Source organism: Pseudodesulfovibrio tunisiensis (assembly GCF_022809775.1).
GTDB lineage: Bacteria > Desulfobacterota > Desulfovibrionia > Desulfovibrionales > Desulfovibrionaceae > Pseudodesulfovibrio > Pseudodesulfovibrio tunisiensis.
In genome coordinates, this window is the sequence record NZ_CP094380.1 from 2,940,857 (window position 1) to 2,961,677 (window position 20,821).

The 20,821-nt window shown below is 61.4% G+C and carries 19 protein-coding genes; 3 read left to right on the forward strand and 16 right to left on the reverse strand.

What is annotated here, in order from left to right:
- Positions 1-147: 147 nt before the first annotated feature.
- The 5 genes from MPN23_RS14090 to MPN23_RS14110 form a co-directional block, all read right to left on the reverse strand.
- Entirely contained in the window at positions 148-759 is a 612-nt protein-coding gene (locus MPN23_RS14090) for an FmdE family protein (protein WP_243544836.1), read from the reverse strand.
- Positions 760-768: 9 nt separating this feature from the next.
- Positions 769-1,584: an ABC transporter ATP-binding protein gene (locus MPN23_RS14095; protein ID WP_243544837.1), complete on the reverse strand. Its 816-nt coding sequence runs from the start codon at positions 1,582-1,584 to the stop codon at positions 769-771.
- Complete coding sequence (locus tag MPN23_RS14100; RefSeq protein WP_243544838.1) at positions 1,581-2,651, reverse strand: FecCD family ABC transporter permease; 1,071 nt, start codon at positions 2,649-2,651, stop codon at positions 1,581-1,583. The genes MPN23_RS14095 and MPN23_RS14100 overlap by 4 nt, the downstream gene beginning before the upstream one ends.
- Positions 2,652-2,663: 12 nt before the next feature.
- Positions 2,664-3,845: an iron ABC transporter substrate-binding protein gene (locus MPN23_RS14105; protein ID WP_243544840.1), complete on the reverse strand. Its 1,182-nt coding sequence runs from the start codon at positions 3,843-3,845 to the stop codon at positions 2,664-2,666.
- A gap of 139 nt (positions 3,846-3,984) precedes the next feature.
- Complete coding sequence (locus MPN23_RS14110) at positions 3,985-4,875, reverse strand: DMT family transporter (protein ID WP_243544841.1); 891 nt, start codon at positions 4,873-4,875, stop codon at positions 3,985-3,987.
- 181 nt (positions 4,876-5,056) lie between these two features.
- On the opposite strand from MPN23_RS14110, the gene MPN23_RS14115 reads away from it, so the two are divergent.
- A complete protein-coding gene (locus MPN23_RS14115) occupies positions 5,057-6,046 on the forward strand; it encodes a DUF3089 domain-containing protein (protein WP_243544842.1) in 990 nt (329 codons plus the stop codon).
- 83 nt (positions 6,047-6,129) lie between these two features.
- Here MPN23_RS14115 and MPN23_RS14120 read toward each other — a convergent pair whose 3' ends face one another.
- Positions 6,130-6,993 (reverse strand): tRNA (adenine-N1)-methyltransferase, encoded by an 864-nt coding sequence (locus MPN23_RS14120; RefSeq protein WP_243544843.1) that lies wholly within the window; start codon positions 6,991-6,993, stop codon positions 6,130-6,132.
- 295 nt (positions 6,994-7,288) lie between these two features.
- Here MPN23_RS14120 and MPN23_RS14125 point away from each other — a divergent pair, with 295 nt between their 5' ends.
- Both MPN23_RS14125 and MPN23_RS14130 read left to right on the forward strand, forming a co-directional pair.
- On the forward strand, positions 7,289-8,239 hold the full coding sequence (locus tag MPN23_RS14125) for a radical SAM protein (RefSeq protein WP_243544844.1): 951 nt from the start codon (positions 7,289-7,291) through the stop codon (positions 8,237-8,239).
- Between the two features lie 48 nt (positions 8,240-8,287).
- Complete coding sequence (locus tag MPN23_RS14130) at positions 8,288-9,754, forward strand: Rne/Rng family ribonuclease (protein WP_243544845.1); 1,467 nt, start codon at positions 8,288-8,290, stop codon at positions 9,752-9,754.
- 68 nt (positions 9,755-9,822) lie between these two features.
- Here MPN23_RS14130 and MPN23_RS14135 read toward each other — a convergent pair whose 3' ends face one another.
- The 10 genes from MPN23_RS14135 to MPN23_RS14180 all read right to left on the reverse strand — a co-directional run bounded on the left by MPN23_RS14135 (position 9,823) and on the right by MPN23_RS14180 (position 20,807).
- Positions 9,823-11,076, reverse strand: a complete 1,254-nt coding sequence (locus MPN23_RS14135) for an EAL and HDOD domain-containing protein (RefSeq protein WP_243544846.1) — start codon at positions 11,074-11,076, stop codon at positions 9,823-9,825.
- A gap of 44 nt (positions 11,077-11,120) precedes the next feature.
- On the reverse strand, positions 11,121-12,041 hold the full coding sequence (locus tag MPN23_RS14140; RefSeq protein ID WP_243544847.1) for a hypothetical protein: 921 nt from the start codon (positions 12,039-12,041) through the stop codon (positions 11,121-11,123).
- A gap of 11 nt (positions 12,042-12,052) precedes the next feature.
- Positions 12,053-13,282, reverse strand: coding sequence for an HD domain-containing phosphohydrolase (locus MPN23_RS14145; protein ID WP_243544848.1), 1,230 nt, complete (start codon positions 13,280-13,282; stop codon positions 12,053-12,055).
- A gap of 161 nt (positions 13,283-13,443) precedes the next feature.
- Positions 13,444-13,941, reverse strand: a complete 498-nt coding sequence (locus MPN23_RS14150) for a rubrerythrin family protein (protein ID WP_243544849.1) — start codon at positions 13,939-13,941, stop codon at positions 13,444-13,446.
- A gap of 81 nt (positions 13,942-14,022) precedes the next feature.
- Positions 14,023-15,648 (reverse strand): FmdE family protein, encoded by a 1,626-nt coding sequence (locus MPN23_RS14155; protein WP_243544850.1) that lies wholly within the window; start codon positions 15,646-15,648, stop codon positions 14,023-14,025.
- A 207-nt stretch (positions 15,649-15,855) separates the two neighbouring features.
- On the reverse strand, positions 15,856-17,088 hold the full coding sequence (locus tag MPN23_RS14160; RefSeq protein WP_243544851.1) for an ABC transporter permease: 1,233 nt from the start codon (positions 17,086-17,088) through the stop codon (positions 15,856-15,858).
- A gap of 17 nt (positions 17,089-17,105) precedes the next feature.
- On the reverse strand, positions 17,106-17,819 hold the full coding sequence (locus MPN23_RS14165; RefSeq protein WP_243544852.1) for an ABC transporter ATP-binding protein: 714 nt from the start codon (positions 17,817-17,819) through the stop codon (positions 17,106-17,108).
- A gap of 1 nt (position 17,820) precedes the next feature.
- Complete coding sequence (locus tag MPN23_RS14170; protein WP_243544853.1) at positions 17,821-18,909, reverse strand: efflux RND transporter periplasmic adaptor subunit; 1,089 nt, start codon at positions 18,907-18,909, stop codon at positions 17,821-17,823.
- Positions 18,906-19,397, reverse strand: a complete 492-nt coding sequence (locus MPN23_RS14175) for a YkgJ family cysteine cluster protein (RefSeq protein ID WP_243544854.1) — start codon at positions 19,395-19,397, stop codon at positions 18,906-18,908. The genes MPN23_RS14170 and MPN23_RS14175 overlap by 4 nt, the downstream gene beginning before the upstream one ends.
- 42 nt (positions 19,398-19,439) lie before the next feature.
- Positions 19,440-20,807, reverse strand: a complete 1,368-nt coding sequence (locus tag MPN23_RS14180; RefSeq protein ID WP_243544855.1) for a phosphomannomutase/phosphoglucomutase — start codon at positions 20,805-20,807, stop codon at positions 19,440-19,442.
- Between the last annotated feature and the right edge of the window lie 14 nt (positions 20,808-20,821).

The window sequence follows — 20,821 nt, forward strand, 5'->3', positions numbered from 1 at the left end:
AAGTCGACTCGACGGCAATTGAATTGTTTTGAGAGCAGATTGATTTTGCAGCCATCGAAAAAGGCCGGACAACACACGTTGTCCGGCTTTTTTCCGTTTTCCCCGGCGGAGGAGGAAGCCGGGGAAGGTTCGGTATTCGGTTCGGCCTCAGATTTTCTGTTCAACCTGTTCGAAACAGGGGATGCAGAGGGTGCGACCGTCGAACAGGCGGATGCGGGATTCCATGACCGGCTCGCCGCAGGCTGCGCAGGTCAGGGTGTCGAGAATTTTGGCGGGCCGGGGTTGCAGGTCGCGCGGCCTGTCCACGTGAAACAGGTCCTCAAGGGGAATGGACAGAACGTGCTTCTGCATCAGGGTGCGCAATTCGTCCAGCCGCACGTCCTGTTCGGGCGTGCTTTCGCCGTCCACACTGCGTTTCATGAGGTTGCGGCTTTCCGGATAGGCCGGGCCCATGGAATCGGATTTGAGCACGATGCGCCAGCCCTGTCCCGTGTCGCGGTTGTAGAAGGAAAATGCGGTCTTGCCGTAGTCGCGGTGGATCAGGTTGCCCTTGCCGAACGTGCAGCCGGTCAGGAACTGGATCGCGTCCACGCCGCACATGTCGGTTTCGCACACGGCCATGACATCGATCCGGTCATTGTGCCCGATGCGCTGGAGACAGAATTCCGAGGCCCGGATGCCGATGGCAAGCCCCGGACAGGAATGGCCGTGAAACGCGATGCAGCGGTCAATGTCCGAAGCGGGGATGGTGCAGTTCATGGAGTTCTCCTATTGGGGCCTGCGCAGTCCGTGCGCATGCGTGTGGGGATGGGATTTTGCGGGCGGCTCCTGGCACAGGGGCACCACCACGGGCGCGCCGTGCAGGAATTCGATGTGCACGGGCAGGCCGTAAACTTCCTCGATGATCTCCGGGGTCACGGACGCCCGATCCGTGGCCGCGAAAATCGTGCCGTCCTTGAGAAAGAGGAATTTGTCTCCGAATCTGAGGGCCTGATTCAGATCGTGCATGGTCATGACTGCGGCCATGTCGTGGCTGTCCACGGCCTCGCGCACGAACGCGAGAATCTCCATCTGGTTGAACAGGTCCAGACTGCTGGTCGGCTCATCCAGAAGCAGGACGTGCGGTTCCTGAACCAGAGCGCGGGCAATGCAGACCTTTTGCAGTTCTCCGCCGCTCATCTCGTCGATGTGGCGCAGGGCCAGCTCTTTGAGCCCGAGCCGGTTCACGGCTGCGTCCACGATTTCCAGATCATGTCTGGAAACCCGCCAGCGGATGTGCGGTCTGCGGCCCATGAGAATGGCGTCGAACGCGGTGATGCGTCCGGTCTCGGGGCGCTGGGCCACGTAACCGAGGCGTCGCGCGATTTCCAGCGGGGCCATGCGCGAAAGGTCCTCGCCCTGTACCGCGACCGACCCGCCGCCGGGCCTGTGAATGGCGTTCAGGCATTTGAGCAGCGTGGTCTTGCCCACGCCGTTCGGACCGAGGATGACCAGTATTTCCCCGGGAGCCACGCCAAAGGTCACGTCCCGGAGAATCTCCGAACTGCCGTATTCGAACCTGAGGGAATTCACGTTCAGGATCATCTGCCATACCCCCTGATGATCAGGTACAGAAATGCGGGCGCGCCCAGAAACGACGTGAGCACGGAAACCGGCAGCACGTGCGGGGCGAGCATGAGTCGGGCCACGGTGTCGGACAGCAGCAGAAGCAGCCCGCCGCACACCACGGACGCGGGCAGCAGGAAGCGGTGGTCGTCGCCGATGAGTCGGCGCACCATGTGCGGACAGACCAGCCCCACGAAGCCGATCACCCCGAGAAAGGCCACGATCACGGACGTGGCCAGTGACGCGGCCAGCATGGCCAGCAGCCGGACGCGCTCCACGCGAACACCCAGCCCCTTGGCGGTTTCGTCGCCCGCGTCAATGGCATTGTAGTTCCAGCGGTTCAGCGCAAAGAAGCCGATGCATGCGGCCGAGGCAATCGTAATGATGCCCAGCTCGGTCCAACTGGCCCGGGCCGTGTCCCCGAAGCTCCAGAACACGATGGCCGCGAGCTGCACGTCATCCGCGAAATATTGCAGGAACATGGTTCCGGCAGTGAACAGGGACCCCAGCGCCACGCCGGTCAGGACCATGACTTCGGGCGTTGCCCCGCGCATGCGGGAGATGCCGATGATCACGGCCGTGGCAATCAGGCTCATGGCAAAGGCAATGACCGTGGTGGCGTACGGATTGGAAATCACGATGGCGTCCGCGCCCGTGGAGTGCATGGCCCCGGTGTCCAGCACCATGACGGACAGGGCTGCGCCGAATGCCGCGGCATGGGAGATGCCGAGCGTGAAGGGCGAGCCGAGCGGATTGCGCAGCACGGACTGCATGACCGCACCAGCCGCGGCCAGTCCGGCACCGGCCACGATGGCGGCCAGGGCCTGGGGCAATCGGATGTTCCAGACGATGGCATTCCATCGAGCGGAAGGGGATATGCCGGACAGGGAGCGCCACACGTCGGCAAGGGGGATGTTCACGGCCCCGAGCGATACCGCGGCCAGCAGCGACACGGCGAGCAGGGCCAGCCCGCCCGCGATGAAAAGGGTTTTTCGTCCCACGTAGCGGCGGTATTCCTCGGGTACGGTGCCGTCGGCAAGATGCATGAAGGCTCCTCGCTACCTTGCCAGAATTTCGGCCTTGTCCCCGATGCGGACCTTGTCCGGATCCAGACGCTGGAACGCGAGGCTGCCGAACGCCTTGTTCATGCCCTCGAATACGGGCTTGCCCACCAGAAAACGGTAGATATAGTCGGCCTTGGTCACCGGATCAACCCCCTTGAACGCCTCGGGGTAGAGCACGGTGCCGATGAAGTACGCGTCCGCAAGGGTGCTACCGTGATTGGAGGTGTACCAGTTGTAGGGAAGCACGCCGTAGATGCGTCCGGTCTTGCGCGCGGCAAGGTGCTGGTAGGCCGGGTCCGTGGCCAGTTCATGCAGGGAATTGGCCGTGGCTCCGGCACGGATGGTGGACAGGTCCACGAACACGGTCTCCGGGTTCCATTCGAGCAGTTTTTCCTTGGCCACGTCCGCATGTTCGGTCAGGGCCTGCCCCGGGGCAGGGGCCGCGACATTGCGCGCGTTCAGGAACAGGAAGGGCGGATAGCCCGGTTCCGTGGACTGGAAGCCGTGCGGGCCCTTGAACGCGATGCCGCCCACATAGCAGGTCGGGCGATCCTGTTCCGCCACGCTTGCGGCGCGCTTTTCCAGATCAGCCACGGTCCTGTCGAAAAATCCGATCACGGCCTCGGCGCGGTCATCGACGCCAAGCACCTTGCCCATGAGGCGCAGGGAGGCGTCCATGGCTGCCCGGCGGTGGCCGAGGTCGCCGTAATCCAGAACCACGACGGGAATTCCGGTCTTGGTCTGCAGTTCCACGGGATCATGGCCCATCTTGGCGTAGGTCTTGAAGATCACCTGCGGCTGCGGTTCCAGAGCCGCGATGAGCTCGGGGTTGTCGTGTCCCCGGAACTCCCCGAACATGGGCAGCCTGTCGAATTCGGGATTGGCCATGGCATAGGGGCGGGCATCGATGCGTGTCTTGCGCAGTTCGATGTTGTCCACGGCAACGGCCCGGTCCTGAGCCTGCAGGTAGGTCAGGTAGCGCAGGCATCCCGGTCCGGAGCAGATCACGCGTGCGGCCTTTTCCGGAACCTGCACGGCCCGGCCCAGAGCGTCGGTTACGGTGATGGTTGCGGCTTTCGGTCCTTCCGACTTGGGCGTTTCATTGGAACAGCCGAAAGCGGAAAGAATCAGTGCGGTCAAGGCCAGACAAATCCAAAAACGGAATTCGCGTTTCATTTTCCACCCCTGCATGGGAAATACTGTTTCAGGATTGCAATATGCGATGGGTATACGAATTGGAAAAACGTGTCAATTTAAGCTGCATTTTTCCCGATAGGTATTTCCATGCAGGGAAGGTAAATGAAAAGAATGCGAATCAGCGATTGGTCAGCCAGACTCCGGCTATGACCATGCCTCCGCCGAGAATCAGGGACAGATGCACGGGTTCGCCCAGCAGCAGAAAGCCGAACACGATGGCGAACACCGGGACCAGATTGATGAATATGCCGGATCGGGCCGCACCGATCACGCGGATGGCCTCGTAGTACCAGAAATAGGCCAGGCCCGTGGCAAGCACGCCGAGAAAGAACACGCATGCCCAATCCACAGGCCGGGCGTGCTGGATGTCCGCGCCCAGACCGACATGCACGGCCGGCCCCAGCAGCATGAGCGTGCCGAGAATGCAGGACCATGTCACGGCGGACAGCGGCGAGATGCGTTTCATGGCCGCCTTGCCGCCAAGGGAATAGGCGGTCCAGCTGGCCACGCATCCGAGGATGAGCAGATCGCCCCGGCTCATGCCGCCCTGAAGCAGCGCCAGAGGATTGCCGTCCGCAATGACCACGGCCACGCCGCACAGGGACAGCAGGGTGCCGACCACGCGTAACGGGCCAAAGCGTTCCCGGAACAGGAAGGCGGAACAGACGGCAATGCAGACCGGAATGCAGGCCACGATGAGCGCGGCCCTGCCTGCCGGAACGAATTTCAGGCCCGTGAAGAAGAAGTGACTGTAGGCGAAAACCCCGGTCAACCCGAGAAACAGGGCATGTGGCAGGTCCCGCAGGGCGAGACGCGGCAGCCTGCCTTCGGCGCGGCGGGTCATCAGGGCGAGAAAGATGGATGCGGACAGAAAACGGAGAAACGCGGACGACATGGGGTGCAGGGATTCCCCGAGCACGCGTCCGGCGATCCATGTTCCGCCCCAGAGCGCCATGCTGGCCACGAGCAGCACATACCTGCCCGCCAGCGAGGGCCTTTCCTGATTCATGCGGTCCTCCTCAAGCAGGCTTGTACACGACTTGCCCTGCAAATGTCGATGCGGCTCTTTTGCGCTGGGCGTTTGATCATTCCATCGTGCATGTGCTATCCGGGGCCATGGTGCAAAATGTGTTTTCCGCATGGATTTCCATGTTTCCGTATCCCCATCATTCGGGTTTGAGAGGATCATCATGAAACGATTCGGACTGCATTCGTGTCTCCTGTTTTTTCTGCTGGCGGTTGCGGCATTGCCCGCACTGGCCGGAACCACGCCGGACAATGCCGGGGTTCCGCCCTGTCCGGACTATGCCGACGATTTCAGCTGGGCTGCCAGGGAGGCGACCCCTGACAAGCCCGTGGACGTGTTCTACGTCTATCCGACCATCTATCCGGAGGCATCGCCCAAGAACATGGACATTCGACGCAAGGACCTGCGCGCCCGGGCCGAACATCTGCTCGTGGCACAGGCCGGGGTGTTTTCCGGTTCCGCCAATCTGTTCGCCCCGTTCTACCGGCAGGTGTCCTTTACCGTGCTGGACCCGGAAAAGGACATGTTCCACGACCAGTATCTGCGTATCGGCGCGGACGACGTGCACCGGGCGTTCGACTATTATCTGGCGCGCCTGAATCCGGACCGCCCGTTCATTCTGGCCGGAGACAGTCAGGGCTCCGTGGTTCTGCTCGATCTGCTTCGCAGGCGTTTTTTCGAACCCGCATTGCAAGAGCGGCTCGTGGCCGCGTACCTGATCGGCTACTCCGTGACTCGGGACGATCTGAAGCGATATCCCTGGCTGAAGATTGCCCGGCGTGCGGATGACACGGGCGTGATCATTACCTTCAATACGCAGGCGCCGGGTGCGACAGGCTCTCCGGTCCTGCGACCGGGCGCAGCCTGCGTGAACCCGTTGAACTGGACCACCACGGACGCGCCTGCGGACAAGTCCCTGAATCTGGGGGCGGTGTTCTTCAATGAAAAGACCAGCGAGATCGAGCGGGAGATTCCGGGATATGCCGGTGCCCGGATTGATCCCGAGACCGGCGCTCTGGTCACGAATCCGCCGGAGAGGCTGGATATCGGGCATTTCCCTCCCGGCGTATACCACAAGTACGACTATGCGTTCTGGTATCGGAATCTCGAACGGAACGCGGCAGAGCGGATCAGGGCCTATCTGGCGAAATAGCCGATGCATGCACTGCATGAAAAAAGGGGCGCGACCTGAGTCGCGCCCCTTGAATATCCGATGAAACGGACTGGTTCGGCCTGCTAGCCGTTGTCCGCGCTGCCCACGTCCTCGGACGCGGCTTCGTCGATTTCCCTGGCCAGATCTTCTTCCGAAGGCTGGGCCGGAGTTTCGTCCTCTTTCGGCTCTTCCATGTACCGGGCAAAGACCAGAAAGCCGGTGTGGGCGACCATGCGGTCGTCGGGGCGGAGCCTGTCCGCAACGGGCTTCCAGCGGCGGACCAGGATTTCCATGACTTCCATGTCTGCGAACGGGCCGTCTTCCAGCCCCCGCAGCAGGTCGCTCACCTGATTGGTGGTGGGCAGCAGAAAGCCGCACATGGCGCCGGGAATGACTGCGCCGGGAATGTTGTGCAGGTATTCCCACGGGGTGCGCACATCAAGGAAAAGCGCGTCCGCGCCGGTGTGCACGAACCCTTCCTCGATGTTCTGGTTGACCTGTTCCACGCGTTGGGCCAGCCCGACACGTTCAAGGTTCTTGCCCGCGAGCTTGTAGAATTCCTCGCGGCGCTCGTAGGTGTAGACCTTGCCGGTCTCGCCCACGAACCAGGCCAGCGCTGTGGTCAGGCCGCCCGAGCCCGTGCCGGACTCGATGACCCGGGAGCCGGGACCGATGCCCAGCTTGAGCATCAGGTAGCCGATTTCCTTGGGATACATGATCTGGGTCTGGCGCTTCACGCCCTTGATCAGGTCGTGGAGCGTGGGTTTGAGCACCAGATACGGCCTGCCCAGATGGGTCCGCACGTACTGGCCGAACCCGGCCTTGCGCACGTCTTCCATGAGCAGCATGCCGTCATGGGTGTGCACTTCGCCTTCCGGCTCGAATTTTCTAAGGTATCTTTTGCCCTTCTGACTGATGAGCAGAACAAGCTGTCCGGGTTCGATCATTGATCCGGCCTCCCTGGGGTGTGAAATTCTGCCCTCAGGTACGGCGGAGCGTGCCGGAAGTCAAGGAAAAGGCGGCTTCCCGGCCTGATGGCGGCATTCGATACGCAACACATTATACCCGAACAAGGTGAATAATCCTTGCGTCCATGCCGCCCGGCCTGTACTCCATGACCATGACGCGTCTTGACTTTCGCGCGTCAGGGGGTAAGAACCCTACTGAAAATTTTTTATTCCCGAGCCGATGGATGTTTCCATCCGGTACGGGAGCCGGGTTTCCCGGAAGAACGGATTCGCAATGGCGTACAAATATGTTTTCGGCCCGGTCATGAGCGGGCGGCTTGGCCGCTCTCTCGGTCTCGACCTTTTGGGCGACCGCATCTGCAGCATGGACTGCGTGTACTGTGAAGTCGGCAGGACACGCATGCTCACGTGCGAGCGCGCGCCCTACGTCTCGGCCGAAGACATCCTCGAGGAACTCTCGCAATGGAAGAACGAGGGATTCGAACCGCCGGATTTCATCACCCTGGGCGGCATGGGAGAACCGTGCCTGAACACGGAAATGCTTTACGTGATCCAGGGCTCGAGGGAACTGTTTCCCGATGTGCCGGTGGCGGTCCTGACCAATTCCACCCTGCTCGTGGATGAGCAGGTACGGCGCGAGCTTGCCGAGGCCGATGTGGTGCTTCCCAGCCTGGATTCATTGGTGAACGAGGAATTCCTCGCCATGAACAGGCCTGTGGAAGGCATCCTGCCGGACGCGGTGGCCAACGCCCTGCTCGAGTTTCGAAAAACGTTCACGGGGAAAATCTTTCTGGAAGTCCTCCTTGCCGAGGGAGTCAACGACTCTGACGAAAACCTCGGAAGGATCAAGGATTTTTGCAAGCGCCTGAAGCCCGACAGGGTGGACGTGGTGACTCTGAACCGGCCCGGCACGGTCAAGAGCATCGGTCCCGTGGGCGAGGCTGTACTCAGCCGTTGGCGCGAGGCGTTGCAGGCCGACGAAAAGGCCGAACCGAAACACGAATATGCCAAGGCCGAGATCGATCCCGACAGGCTGGCCGAACTCGTGGTCGCGTCGCTCGACCGCAGACCCCAGACCTTGGAGCAGCTTTCCGAAGCATTGGAAGCCGATCCCGATGCCGTTCGTGCGGTTCTGAAAACCCTTATCGATGAGGGGCATGCCATTGAAAGGCGCGGCAAGGCCGGCACTTTCTATCACGGCATGGCCCACGAATACGAGCCCTAGGGAGCAACGCCATGATTTCAAACATTTTTCTTATGGAAAGAGGTGCATATGTCGCCCAAGAACAAACGACAGAAAATGTTCATTTCGGTGCTGCCGGAAGAACAGGTGGAGGTTGTCCTCGCTGAGGAAGGCAAGGTCAACGAGTACTATGTGGAGATGGTCCACCAGGAAAAGACCAAGGGGAACATCTACAAGGGGTACATCCACAACATCGACAACGGGCTTCAGGCCGCGTTCATCAATTACGGGGCCGAGCGAAACGGATTTCTCCAGATCGACGAGGTCCATCCCGAATACTATCAGGGTGGGTACAAGCTGAACAAGGGTCAGCGGTATCCCCTGATTCAGAAGATTCTCAAGCCCGGACAGGAAATTCTGGTTCAGGTGGTCAAGGAGCCCACGGGCAAGAAGGGCGCGTTTCTCACGTCCTATCTGTCCCTGCCCGGTCGCAGCTTTGTCTACACCATCGGTCGCGACCAGATGGGCGTTTCCCGCAAGATCGAGGATGAAAAGGAACGCGTTCGCCTCAAGAAGGTGCTTCGCAGCCTCACCCCGGCCGAAGGCGTGGGCCTGATCGCGCGCACTGCGGCCGTGGGCCAGCCCAAGGCCGCTCTGGAGCACGACTTCAAGTTCCTGAACAGGTTGTGGAAGGAAGTGCGGGCCAAGGCGCAGGAGGCCAAGGCGCCGTCCCTGGTCTACAAGGAGCTTTCGCTGGCGCCCCGCGCCGTGCGCGACTACCTGACCACCGACGTTACCGAGGTGTGGGTGGACGACGCCGAGACCTGCGAAACCGTCCGGGACTATGCGGCTCTGGCATTCCCGCGCAAATCCGGTCTGGTCAAGCTGCACGACGACCCGGAAACCACTCTGCTGGAACGGTTCAATCTGGTGCGTCAGGTGCAGGAAATCTATTCCCGCGAGGCACTCATGCCCTCGGGCGGCAGGCTCGTGTTCGATCAGACCGAGGCCCTGACCGCCGTGGACATCAACTCCGGCAAGATCGGTGGCGAGCGCAACTTCCAGAAGATGGCGCTCAAGACCAATCTGGAGGCGGCAGAGGAGATCGCCCGCCAGCTTCGACTGCGCGACATCGGCGGTCAGGTGGTCATCGACTTCATCGAGATGAAGGACCCCAAGCACTGCCGCGAAGTGGAGAAGACCATGCGCGCCGCGCTCAAGAATGATCGGGCGCGTACCGACGTGAGCCGCATTTCCAGCTTCGGTCTCATGGAGCTGGTGCGTCAGCGTCTCGGCTCCTCGGCCATTGCCATCAGCACCGAGGCCTGTCCCTACTGCAAGGGCACGGGCATTCGCCGCAACATGGAATGGCAGGCCCTGAGCGCGCTCAAGGACATTCATCGCCAGCTCCGCCGCAAGAGCTGCCCGGATACCCTGAAGTACGACTGCGACGAGGAAGTCGCCATCTATCTGCTCAACCACAAGCGCACCATGCTGTGCGATCTGGAAAAGCGCTACGACAAGACCATTCACATCGATTTCGTTTACGACGACTAGACCTGCGATGTTCAACAGGCCGCCGGAAGCAGTTCCGGCGGCCTTTTTCGTTTCGGGCAAGGGGAACGTTATTCGCCCAGTCCGGCCCCAAGGGCCTTTTGCGCCCAGTGGCGGGCGCGGGCATAGAGCAGATCGCCCTGACGCATGTCCAGATTCAGAAGCCGCAAGGCCTCGGCCGTATCCCGCCACAGCCCCTTTTCATAGCTGCTTGCCAGCCCCAGCAGGGAGTGCAGCGGATTTCTTCCGGTCAGGGCATCGGCGATTTCGTCGTCCAGCGGCAGTGTCGTGAGAATGTCGTCCATTTTCACGTCGAGCATGGCATCGAGCAGGGAGAACAGGCCGATGGTGAACATGGCGTCCGGCTGACAGGATTTGAGCGCGTCCGTGTTGCACAGGGATTCCAGAAATTTGGCTCGTTGAACCGACATGGAGGCCAGTTCCCCGGCCTTGGGCGCCGGGTTGAGGTCGGCCAGAATCGCGGTGTGCAGCCACTGCCGTATCTGCCGTTCCCCGAGAAATGCCACGGCTCGATCCAGTGACGTCACCTTGTACCGCAGGCCGAGGCTCACGGAATTGATGTACCGGAACAGCCGATAGCTGAGATTGGGATCGGCCTTGAGTATTTCCGTCAGTCGCCGCAGGTGGAAGTCGGACCTGCCGAGTTCCTCCAGCAGTTGCAGTCTGGTCATTTCGTTGGAAGACAGCTTCTTGCCGGGGATGATGACCGGGCGGCTGAAGAAGAATCCCTGAAACAGGGAAAAACCGAGCTCCCCGAGCGGGGCGAGCAGGTTGCTGTCCTCCACCTTTTCCGCCAGCAGCAGCGGGCCGCGATCCGGGAGCATGTCCAGTACGGCGTCTGTCTTCGAGAGGTCGCCTTCCATGCCCAGAATGTCGATCTTGACGATGTCCGCATATTCCAGAAACGGAAGCAGCTCCGGCTGCCCGACAAAGTCGTCGAGGGCAATGCCGTATCCGGCGTCCTTGAGTCGAGTCAGGGCCTTGAGCACGGCCGGAGTCGGAGGGACATTCTCGAGCACCTCGATCATGCACACGTCCGGCGGCAGGGCAAAGGCAATGTCGCTGAGGAGCAGTTTTTCCGGAAAGTTTATGAGGATTCGCGTTGTGCGGGGGAGTCCTTCCGATGCGAGGCTGAATCCGTCCGCAATGACCGAAGACGTGGCCTGAGCCGCGTCCGTGATGATGGCGCTTTCCTGATCGGACGAGCGGAAGAGCAGCTCATGCCCCCATACGGTCAGGTCCGTCCGGAAGATGGGCTGTCTGGCCACGAAGATGGATTCGTACGCAAGCGAAGAGTCGAGCATGGTCCGACCTTACGTCCTGCGGAAACCGCCGTGCCAGTATTATTTCAGTCCCTGTCGTTTTCCCGCATGGTGCAGGCGCTGCCGCGGCGCAGATTGCGCACGAAGCATTCCAGATCTTCCGGGCAACCATCCAGAATGCTTTGCAGATAATCCAGATTGCGCTTGATGGCATGGGCGTAGAGGTCGCGGTCCAGATGCCATCGTTTGCGAAAGTGCGGCAGCATGTAGCGCCGGGCATCGCCCAGTTCCATGACCATCCTCTTGAGGGCCACGTCCTCGTAGAACGACCGGGTCTTGAGCAGCAGGTCCACGGGCGACTTGTACCCGGGCAGTCCGGCTTCCTGAAATTCCTCGAACAGCAGCAGCAGCTTTTCCAGATACAGCCTGTCCGCGATCTGGGCCACGAGGTCCGCGGTGCCGGTAATCCAGCCCGCGAGGCGCAGGCCCGGCGTGCGGAAGTCGAAGGACTTCGGCGACACCATGAGAATGGTGCACCGGATGCATTTGGCCACGTCCTCCAGAAAATCCCGGTCCGCATGGTCGCGCAGGCAGGTCCGCATGAACAGGATGCTGCGCTCCTCATGCCCCACGGTGTATTTCGCGCCGGTGCCCGAGGTGTCGTCCTCGGTCTGGATCAGGCCCACGTCGTGAAAGAGCAGGGCGAGCAGACCGGTCAGCACCTCGCTCCCGGAAAGAACTTCGCCGTCGACCTGTGCTCCGTGGAGCAGCCTGCTTCCGGCCAGAACCACGGAGCAGGTATGTTCGAAATCATGGTATTTGGTGTTGCTGGCCCGGTATCCCGGGTATTCGCCGTGAAAAAGTCGCTCCACGTCCCGGAACGCGTTGTCGAACACATCCAGAGGCAGGGACGGATGAAACGCCCGGGCCAGAACATGCACTTCCTCCAGCACGCAGCCGGGGTTGGCGGGATTCACGAAATCATACAGTTGGGGGGTGCCTTCCATGCAAGCTCCGATCAGTGTCCTGATTCCTTGTATTTGGCGCGTATGGCCTTGATCACGTCGAATATTTCCATGAAAATCTCGACAAGTTCCGGGTCGAAGTGCGTGCCTGCATCCTTTTCCAGAATGCCGAGGGTCTTTTCGTCCGGGAACGGGTCCTTGTACGAGCGGGGCGAGGTCAGTGCATCGAACACGTCGGCCACGGCGCATATGCGCGCGGCAAGGGGGATGCTTTCGCCCTTGAGGGACTGCCCGAGGGCTGCATCGGATGCCCAGATGTCCCTGATGGCACCGGGATATCCGCCTCCGGCCCATTTTTCGTGATGATTCAGGGCTATTTCCATGCTCATGCGGTCCAGGTCCGAGGTCTGGTTGCGGAAGAGCCGCGCCCCGTAGACCGTATGCCATTTCATGGTGTCGTATTCCTCGTCGTTCAGGCGTCCGGGCTTTTTCAGGATGCTGTCGGAAATGCCGACCTTGCCCACGTCGTGCAGCATGGCGGCCAGCCGCAGATTGTCGCGTTCGCGCTTGATCTGCTTGGCCGTGTGTCCGCGTCGCTGGGCCCACGTGCCGTAGATTTCCGCACAGTATGCGCCCACGCGCTGAACGTGTGCCCCGGTTTCGGACGGGTCGCGCAGTTCGGCCATCTGCATCATGCGCAGGATCAGCTCCCGGTTCATGATGCCGCGTTCAATGGCCACGCTCGCATTGTTGCCGAAAAGGGAGATGTGGATCTGGGCTTCGAGATCAAAGGGAATGGCCTTGCCCTGCTCGTTCCGGGCATTGATGAGCTGCATCACGCCCACGAGTCGGCTGCCCTGCGAGACCATGGGAATGGTCAGCATGCTGGTGGTACGGTAGCCGGATTTCTCGTCAAAGGACTTGTTGAACGAATAGGGGAGGGTGGCCTCCAGCTCGTAGGCGTCGTCAATGACCACGGTCTGCTTGGTCAGGGCCGCATATCCCACGATGGAACATTCGCTTATGGGCACCTTGAAGTTCTGGTACAGGGCGGCATTGGCTCCGCTTCCCTTGCACAGCGTGTCGTTCTGCACGTAGCTGAAGGTCAGGGCTCCGTCCTCGACCAGAAATATCGATCCGGCATCGGCGTTTGCCAACCGCCTCGATTCATGGAGGATCTTGTCGAGGATGGTGTCGACATCCTTGAGCTGATTGACTTCCTCGGTTGTCTTGAGGATGGCCATGACCGCGCTGTCATGAGATTCGTCGCACTGTATTTCCATAGGCCGACTCCGCTATTTTATTCATTATTCTATGGCCCACCATGGCGGAAAAGGCAAGCCCTCGCCCCATGCCGACAGCCGGTCGGAACGGGCTGCGGCACGAAAAAGGGGGCTGCTCGCCTGAGCAGCCCCCGGGGGGAACAATGCGTGTGTCCCGCAGGTTATTTCACTTCGAAATATGCCTTGGGCGCGGCACCGCAGATGGGACACTTGCCTTCGGGACGGGGACCGGCGTGGGTGTGGCCGCACACGCCGCAGACCCAGTATTCGGTCTCCTCGAACTGATCCATCTTTTCCAGAGCTGCGGAATACAGTTCGGCATGCACCTTTTCCGCCTCGTTGGCGAACCCGAAATAGCGGAGCACCGCATTTTCGCCTTCGGCCTTGGCGTCTTCCATCATGTCCGGGTACATGGACTTGAATTCGAAGGTTTCGCCCTCGATGGCGGCCTTGAGGTTGTCCTCGGTGGAGCCGATGCCCTTCATGAGCCGCAGGTGTGCATGGGCGTGAATGGTCTCGGCCTCGGCAGCCGCGCGGAACAGCTTGGCGACCTGAGGCAGGCCCTCGGTGTCCGCCTTCTGGGCAAAGGCGAGGTATTTGCGGTTGGCCTGGGATTCTCCGGCAAAGGCTTCCTTCAGATTTTCAAGAGTCTTGCTCATTTCAATGCTCCTTGTTTGGCTGTGTTTCGTTTCTTTTGCCAAATAGTAATAATTCCCACAAGGAGTTTCTGCAACTTTTTTCTATTTGCCGAACGGGCACTTGGGGAATGAGCAGGTTTTGCAGTTCATGCAGAAGCCGCCCTCGGCAAAGCTGGCCAGATCCTTGCGGCCGAGTTCCTCTCCGGCCAGCAGTCTGGGCAGGATGAGGTCGAAACTCGTGGTCTTGTAGAACAGGGCGCAGGCTGGCACGCCCACGACCTGTGCGTTGCGGATGCGGCCCACCAGAGACATGGTGCCGGGCAGCACGGGCATGCCGTACAGCACGTTTTCCAGCCCCGCATCCAGCAGCCCGGCCCGGGTCACGTCGTCCGGGTCCACGGACATGCCTGCCGTGGTCACCACGAGATCGACCCCGGCATCCAGCAGCCTGTTCACGCTGCCCGTGATCATGGTCCGGTCGTCCGGCACGATGTCGGTTGCCGCGACCTCGCAGCCGAGCTTGATGACCTTGGAGGAAATGATGGGGATGAACTTGTCCTCGATCAGGCCCTGAAACACCTCGGTTCCGGTGACCAGAATGCCCACCTTTGCCGCGCGCATGGGCTTGATCTCCAGCAGCGGTCCGTCGCCGAGTGCGGTCAGGGCGCGGCTGAAGGACTGCCGGGACATGTACAGGGGAATGGCGCGGCATCCGGCCATGGCCTTGCCCTCGGGAATCACGCTGCCGTAGTGCCGGGTTGCAAGCATCACGTCCGGGGCCAGATTGAACCGTTCCAGGGCGTCGCGGTCGATGGCGAGCATGCCGTTTCGTTCCGCATGAAAATTGATCTTGCCCTCGTCCGGGTCCGGGGACCAGGTCACGCCCGGTCCGGCAATGCGTTCGGCAAACGCCTTGACCGCCTCGTTTTCGTGCACCCATTCGTCCTTGGGCAGGTCCGAGTCCACGTACACGTTGAATTTGCCGATGCGCTGGAGGCGGCATACGTCGCCAGCAGTGAACACGTCCCCGGCCTTGAACTCCGGCCCCTTGGATTCGCCCGGGGTGATGCCGGTCATGTCGTGCACCGCCTTTTCGCCCACGGCCTTGTCCACGGGAACCGTGCGCAGTTCGGGCGCGTCCTCCTCGCAGGACACGTTTTCCAGTACCACATAGGGAGCCTCGCCCTGGCAGCCGCGACAGATGGCTCCGTCACTGGCCGGGTACGGCTCGCCGCATACCGGGCACACGTCGATGCCGGTCATGGGACCATGGCCCAGATATTTCGGATGCATCCTGACCGGCTCGATGGAGCAGATGGCGTCGCCCGCCTTTTCGATCTGGCTGAAGAGCAGCTCCGTGTCCTGTTCGGCCTTGGGCTTGAGCTTCATGAACCATTCCATGATTTCGGGCCATGCCTTGAGCTTTTCGTGATCCACGTACACGCGCCATCCCTCGCCCGTGTATTTGTCGTACAGGGACAGGGCATAGCGGCCCAGCAGCTTGACCTTCATCCAGTTGTTGCCCGTGCTGCACAGGGTCAGGAGCTGTACTGCGTCGGGCAGACACTTGCCGGTCTCCACCATGGCCTCGAACAGGGTGCCCTCGGGGATTCTTGCCTTGGCCATCTCCACCATGTACGCGCCGATGAGCAGGCCCGGGGCGGGATAACCGTGGAAGTCGCGCGCCTTTTCCTTGAATTCCTCGAATGTGTACTGGCCGATGTTCATGTCTTACCTCATGTTGGGGAGATTTGATGTCATGACGCCCCGGCATGCGTCAGGGACAGGTCCGGGCGAGTATGCCACGGGTGCGGGCTGCGGGCAAATTCCAGCCCGATGCGGCCCGGAATCGGAAAGCGCTTCATCGGACCGTGGGAAAGCAACGTCGCAGGCGACAGCAGAACAACAAAAGGCAACGTAGCGAATTCCGGCCTGTCAGCCCTCGCCGCGCATGGCCTGAATCGGGTCCAGATTCGCGGCCTGACGTGCGGGTTTCAGCCCGAAGATCAGGCCCACGGCCAGTGCGCTGGCCAAAGCCATGCCGAACGCCTTCCACGAGAACTGGATGGTCAGGATGTCCAGCCGGGACAGGAACTGACCCAGCCCAAGGCCGAGAAACAGTCCCGCGATTCCGCCGATCAGGGTCAGGACCGACGCTTCGACAAGGAACTGGATCATGATGGCGGACTTGCGTGCGCCCAGCGCCTTTTTCAGCCCGATTTCCTCGGCCCGCTCGCTCACGCTGATGGAAAACAGGTTGGCGAGCACGAATCCGCCCACAAGCATGGCAATGGTGGCGGTCACGCCCAGAAATATGGTCAGTCCGCCCTTGAACATGGCCAGAAACTTGAGCACCTCGTCCGCCGTGAGAATGGTGAAGTCGTCGTCCTGTTCCGGGGCAAGCTGGTGCAGGTGGCGCAGCAGGGAGCGCAGGTTTTCGGTGTGCGCGGCCATGTATTCCGGGGCGTGGAACTTGACGCGCAGGGCGCGGAAGTACTTGCGGTCCATGTTGAAGCGCGAGGTCAGGGTGCTCAGGGGGATCACGATGCGGTTGTCCATGTCCGACCGGCCTCCGGAAAAGCCTCGGAATTTCAGCCGACCCACGACCTGAAACGGGATGTTGTTGATGAACACCACCTTGCCGAGGCTCGGCTCGTCCGCGAATAGCTCCCGTGCGGGCTTGTCTCCGAGCAGACAGACGCGCGCGCCCTTGCGCTCGTCCTCGCGCGAGATGTCCCGTCCTTCGACCAGCGGCCAGTTCCAGGCCACGCCATAGTCTTCCGTGGCCCCGACAATGAGGACTTCCTGAAGGCTGCGGTTGCCGAATTTCACGGTCTGGCCGGATTTGGCGCGCATGGGCACCACCAGATACGCGCCGGGCAGGGACTGGGCAATGCGCGAGGCATCGTCCCGGCTCAGGGTCAGGGTGCGCTGGCCCACGGCCCGCTTCTTGAAATTGCCGCCCAGCACGAAGGCCGCGTCGTGGCCGAACATGTCCACGATCTGCACGGCCTTGCGGTTGGCTCCGTCCACGGCGGTCACGATCAGGGTCAGGCTGGCAATGCCGAAGGCCACCCCGAGCACCACGAAGAACGAACGGAGCTTGAAGGCCCAGACCGCGCCAAGGGCCATGTTCTGAATTCGCGCATAGAGCCGTATGCCGACCACGGTTCCGCCTTTCCGGCTCAGGAGGCCGGAGCGTCTTCCACGATGCGGCCGTCGTGCAGCCGGATGATGCGTCCGGCCTCGCGCGCCACGTCCTCGTCGTGGGTGACCAGCACGATGGTGCGGCCGCTTTCATGGATGGTGTGAAACAGCTTGATGACCTCGGAACTGGTGTGGGAATCGAGCTGGCCCGTGGGTTCGTCCGCCAGAATGATGTCCGGCCTGTTGAGCATGGCCCGGGCCATGGCCACGCGCTGCTGCTGGCCGCCGGAAAGTCTGGAGGGCTTGAAGTCCATGCGGTCGGCCAGTCCCACCTGTTCGAGCAGTTCCCTGCCGCGTTCGCGCAGTTCCGCCTGCGGCGTGCCCGAATACAGTCCGGGCAGGATCACGTTGTCCAGCGCCGTGGCATAGGGGATCAGGTAGAAGCTCTGGAAGATGAAGCCGAGGGAACGGTTGCGCAGGTCGGACTGGGCATCGTCGTCCAGAGCCTCGGCTTCCCTGCCGAGAAGCCGGTACGTTCCCGCCGTGGGCCGGTCGAGCAGGCCGATGATGTGCAGCAGCGTGGACTTGCCCGACCCGGACGTGCCCTGAAGCGCCACGAATTCGCCGCGCTGCACGGTCAGATCGATGCCCTTGAGCACCTCGATGCCGTTTTGACTGCTGTTGTCGCCGTTTTCCGCGCCCTGAAAGAATGTCTTGGACACGTCGGTCATGAGAATGGACGGTTCCGACATGCTAGAGGCCCTTCTGTCCCATCTTGCGGCCCGGAAGCACGAGCTGGGTGGCCACCACGTCTCCGGCCTTGAGTCCGCCCGTGACCTGAGTGCGATCCAGTCCGGCCAGTCCGAGTTCGGGCCGGACTTCGCGCGGCTCCCTGTCCGGACTGTCCACCACGTAGCACACCTGCTGTCCGGCCACCCATTTCAGTGCGGTGTTGGGCACGGTGAGCACATTGTCCCGGGTTTCCACCACGATCTTGCATTGCGTGGTCATTTCCGGGCGCAGCCATTCGGCCTGTTCCCGGGAAACCCTGACCAGTGCGCGGTAGTACACGATGTTGTCCCGGATTTCCGGTTCGGGATACACGGTGTCCACCTTTCCCTTGAATACGCGGTCGCGGAATGCGTCCACGGTGAACTCCACGGGCTGACCCTCCCGGACCTGTCCCACGTCGGTTTCATCCACGTATATCCACATTTCCAGCAGGGTGGGATCGAGCACGGTCACCAGATTGGACACGTTCAGGCCGGACACGATGGTCTCGCCTTCCTGCGCCGTGACCTGACTCACCACCCCGTCGATGGGGCTGACGATTCGGTAATAGGAAAGCTGGACCATGAGGGTGGAAAGCCGGGCCTGCGCCGCGTCCACCTCGCGCCGGGCAACCAGTGCGTCCTGAATGGCCTTGTCCAGCGTGTCCTGTGATTCCAGCTTTTTGCGCACCAGCGTCTTCTGGCGGGGCAGGTTCTTTTCCGTGTATTCGGCCTTGGCTTGGGCCAGACGGAGCTGTGCCCGGGCTTCGGCAATCTTGGCCCGGATTTCGCGGCTGTCCACTTCGGCCAGCAGTTGTCCTCTGGTCACGCGGTCGCCGACCTTGACCGGCACATGGGTCAGGGTGCCGGTGGCACGCGCTCCGATCTTGAGCTGTGCGCCTACCTGCGCCTTGACGATGCCCGTGGCTTCGAGCATGCGGCTGACCGAGCCCTGTTCCGCCACCGCGGTCTTGAGCACCGTGATTCTGCCCTGAGACCGGGAACCGAGGAAATACCATCCGCCGCCGACAGCCAGTCCGGCCAGAACAAGTATGATGACGAGTTTCTTCATGAGTCCTTCCGATCCTGTGTGCGCCGGGCCTGTTCCAGAGTCTGGGAGAACGGGAGGGTCCCCTGCTTCCGGCGTTTCCATGCATCGCGAAATCTCTTGGCCTTGTATGAAAATCCGCAGTCCGCGCCAAGGTCTCCGCCCTGATAATACAAAATCTTCGAGGGATATGCCCGGCACATGGGCAGCCGGAAATCGTAGTCCTTGCAGAAGTTGTCCCGTCCCAGAAACGTGCAGGAGAACATCAATCTGTTCTCTTCGTCCCGGCCCGTTATCTCGAATCGCTCGTAGTCGGGCTCGTCCCGGCACAGGCGGGTGAATCTTCGGCGGCTGGAAATCCAGCGTCCGTCGCACCGGATCATGATTTCCCGGCAACAGTTGCCGCAACATCGGCACCGGCCCACGATGCGCACCTCGCTTCGCAGCACGGTGGACCGGAATCGGCGGAACAGCCCCCGCCAGAACATGGGGGAGAGCACTCTACCCGGCATGAAGCGGTCCGGTCCGGTTCGTGGGCGTTCTGCGAGCCCGGATCATCCGCCCAATTCCTCGATCCATGTCGCGACAGGACCCTGAACAAGTTCACGAATTTCCTCCAGTCGGGCTTCGGATTCGGCTTCGAATCGGAAGATGAGTGCTCCCTGGGTGTTGGATGCGCGTACAAGGCCCCAGCCGTCCGGGAACACCACGCGCGCGCCATCCATGTCGATGACATCATACCGTTCGCGGAAATATTCCTGTGCACGGCGCACCACCTCGAACTTGATCTTTTCGGGACAGTCCACGCGGATTTCCGGGGTGTTGAATGTCACGGGCCAGTCCTCAAGCATCCGGGACAGAGGCTTGTCCGCCCGGCTCATGATCGAGGCCAGCCAAAGCGCGCCAAAGGTCGCGTCGTCGAACCCGAGGTAGTTGTGGTAGAAGAACATGTGTCCGCTCATCTCTCCGCCGAGGGCCGCGCCGATCTCGTTCATGCGCGCCTTGACGATGGAATGCCCGGTTATGCACATTTCCGCGGTGCCGCCGTGATCCTCGATATCCTTGAACAGCAGGTGGCTGCATTTCACGTCCGCCACCACGGATGCGCCCGGAATTTCCTGCAGCAGTTCGCGGGCATAGATGGCCAGAAGCTGGTCCCCGTACATGAGCTGTCCGGTCTCATCCACTGCTCCTATGCGGTCGCCGTCGCCGTCCAGCCCCACGCCGAAATCAGCGCCGGTTTTCCGTACCTTGATCTGTAGGTCGGCCACATTGGCCTCCACGACAGGATCGGGGTGGTGATTGGGAAATCTGCCGTCCGGGTCGCAGTAGAGCCGGATCACTTCGGCTCCGGCCTGTTCCAGAATGTCCGCAGTCAGGTCGCCGGACGTGCCGTTGCCGCCGTCCACCACGATCTTCACGGGCCGATCCAGACTCAGGCGGGAGAGCAGATCCTTTTTGTAGGTCGGAATGATGTCATGCTCGGAAATCAGACCCGAACCGGATTCGAAATCCGAGGCTGCCATCAATTCATATATGCGTTTCACCTCGGGGCCGTGAATCGTGGTTTCCCCGCCCCAAACCTTGAATCCGTTGTATTCCGGCGGGTTGTGGCTGGCCGTGATCATGACTCCGGCCTGGAATCCGAGGTGCTTCACCGCAAAATAGAACACCGGAGAGGATACCTGATTCAGACAGACCACGTCCACGCCGGCCGAGGCCAGCCCCGCGGCCATGCGCATCTGGTATTCCGGTGAGCTTGACCGGCAGTCATGCCCCACCAGGGCGCGGTTCCAGCCGTTGCAACGAAAGTACGTACCGCATGCGCGGCCCAGAGTCTCCACCCATTCCGGGTCGAAGTCCGTATCCACGACGCCGCGAATGTCATAGGCACGAAAAATGTCGGGGTTGATTTTCTTCATGCGTTTGTCGCCCT

Coding starts and splice junctions, on each gene's coding strand:
- MPN23_RS14150 (WP_243544849.1), bottom strand. CDS start 13,941: ATGAGCAAGACTCTTGAAAATCTGAAGGAAGCCTTTGCCGGAGAATCC.
- MPN23_RS14145 (WP_243544848.1), bottom strand. CDS start 13,282: ATGGAAATACAGTGCGACGAATCTCATGACAGCGCGGTCATGGCCATC.
- MPN23_RS14095 (WP_243544837.1), bottom strand. CDS start 1,584: ATGATCCTGAACGTGAATTCCCTCAGGTTCGAATACGGCAGTTCGGAG.
- MPN23_RS14110 (WP_243544841.1), bottom strand. CDS start 4,875: ATGAATCAGGAAAGGCCCTCGCTGGCGGGCAGGTATGTGCTGCTCGTG.
- MPN23_RS14125 (WP_243544844.1), top strand. CDS start 7,289: ATGGCGTACAAATATGTTTTCGGCCCGGTCATGAGCGGGCGGCTTGGC.
- MPN23_RS14170 (WP_243544853.1), bottom strand. CDS start 18,909: ATGAAGAAACTCGTCATCATACTTGTTCTGGCCGGACTGGCTGTCGGC.
- MPN23_RS14165 (WP_243544852.1), bottom strand. CDS start 17,819: ATGTCGGAACCGTCCATTCTCATGACCGACGTGTCCAAGACATTCTTT.
- MPN23_RS14175 (WP_243544854.1), bottom strand. CDS start 19,397: ATGCCGGGTAGAGTGCTCTCCCCCATGTTCTGGCGGGGGCTGTTCCGC.
- MPN23_RS14115 (WP_243544842.1), top strand. CDS start 5,057: ATGAAACGATTCGGACTGCATTCGTGTCTCCTGTTTTTTCTGCTGGCG.
- MPN23_RS14105 (WP_243544840.1), bottom strand. CDS start 3,845: ATGAAACGCGAATTCCGTTTTTGGATTTGTCTGGCCTTGACCGCACTG.
- MPN23_RS14090 (WP_243544836.1), bottom strand. CDS start 759: ATGAACTGCACCATCCCCGCTTCGGACATTGACCGCTGCATCGCGTTT.
- MPN23_RS14100 (WP_243544838.1), bottom strand. CDS start 2,651: ATGCATCTTGCCGACGGCACCGTACCCGAGGAATACCGCCGCTACGTG.
- MPN23_RS14155 (WP_243544850.1), bottom strand. CDS start 15,648: ATGAACATCGGCCAGTACACATTCGAGGAATTCAAGGAAAAGGCGCGC.
- MPN23_RS14120 (WP_243544843.1), bottom strand. CDS start 6,993: ATGATCGAACCCGGACAGCTTGTTCTGCTCATCAGTCAGAAGGGCAAA.
- MPN23_RS14140 (WP_243544847.1), bottom strand. CDS start 12,041: ATGGAAGGCACCCCCCAACTGTATGATTTCGTGAATCCCGCCAACCCC.
- MPN23_RS14135 (WP_243544846.1), bottom strand. CDS start 11,076: ATGCTCGACTCTTCGCTTGCGTACGAATCCATCTTCGTGGCCAGACAG.
- MPN23_RS14180 (WP_243544855.1), bottom strand. CDS start 20,807: ATGAAGAAAATCAACCCCGACATTTTTCGTGCCTATGACATTCGCGGC.
- MPN23_RS14130 (WP_243544845.1), top strand. CDS start 8,288: ATGTCGCCCAAGAACAAACGACAGAAAATGTTCATTTCGGTGCTGCCG.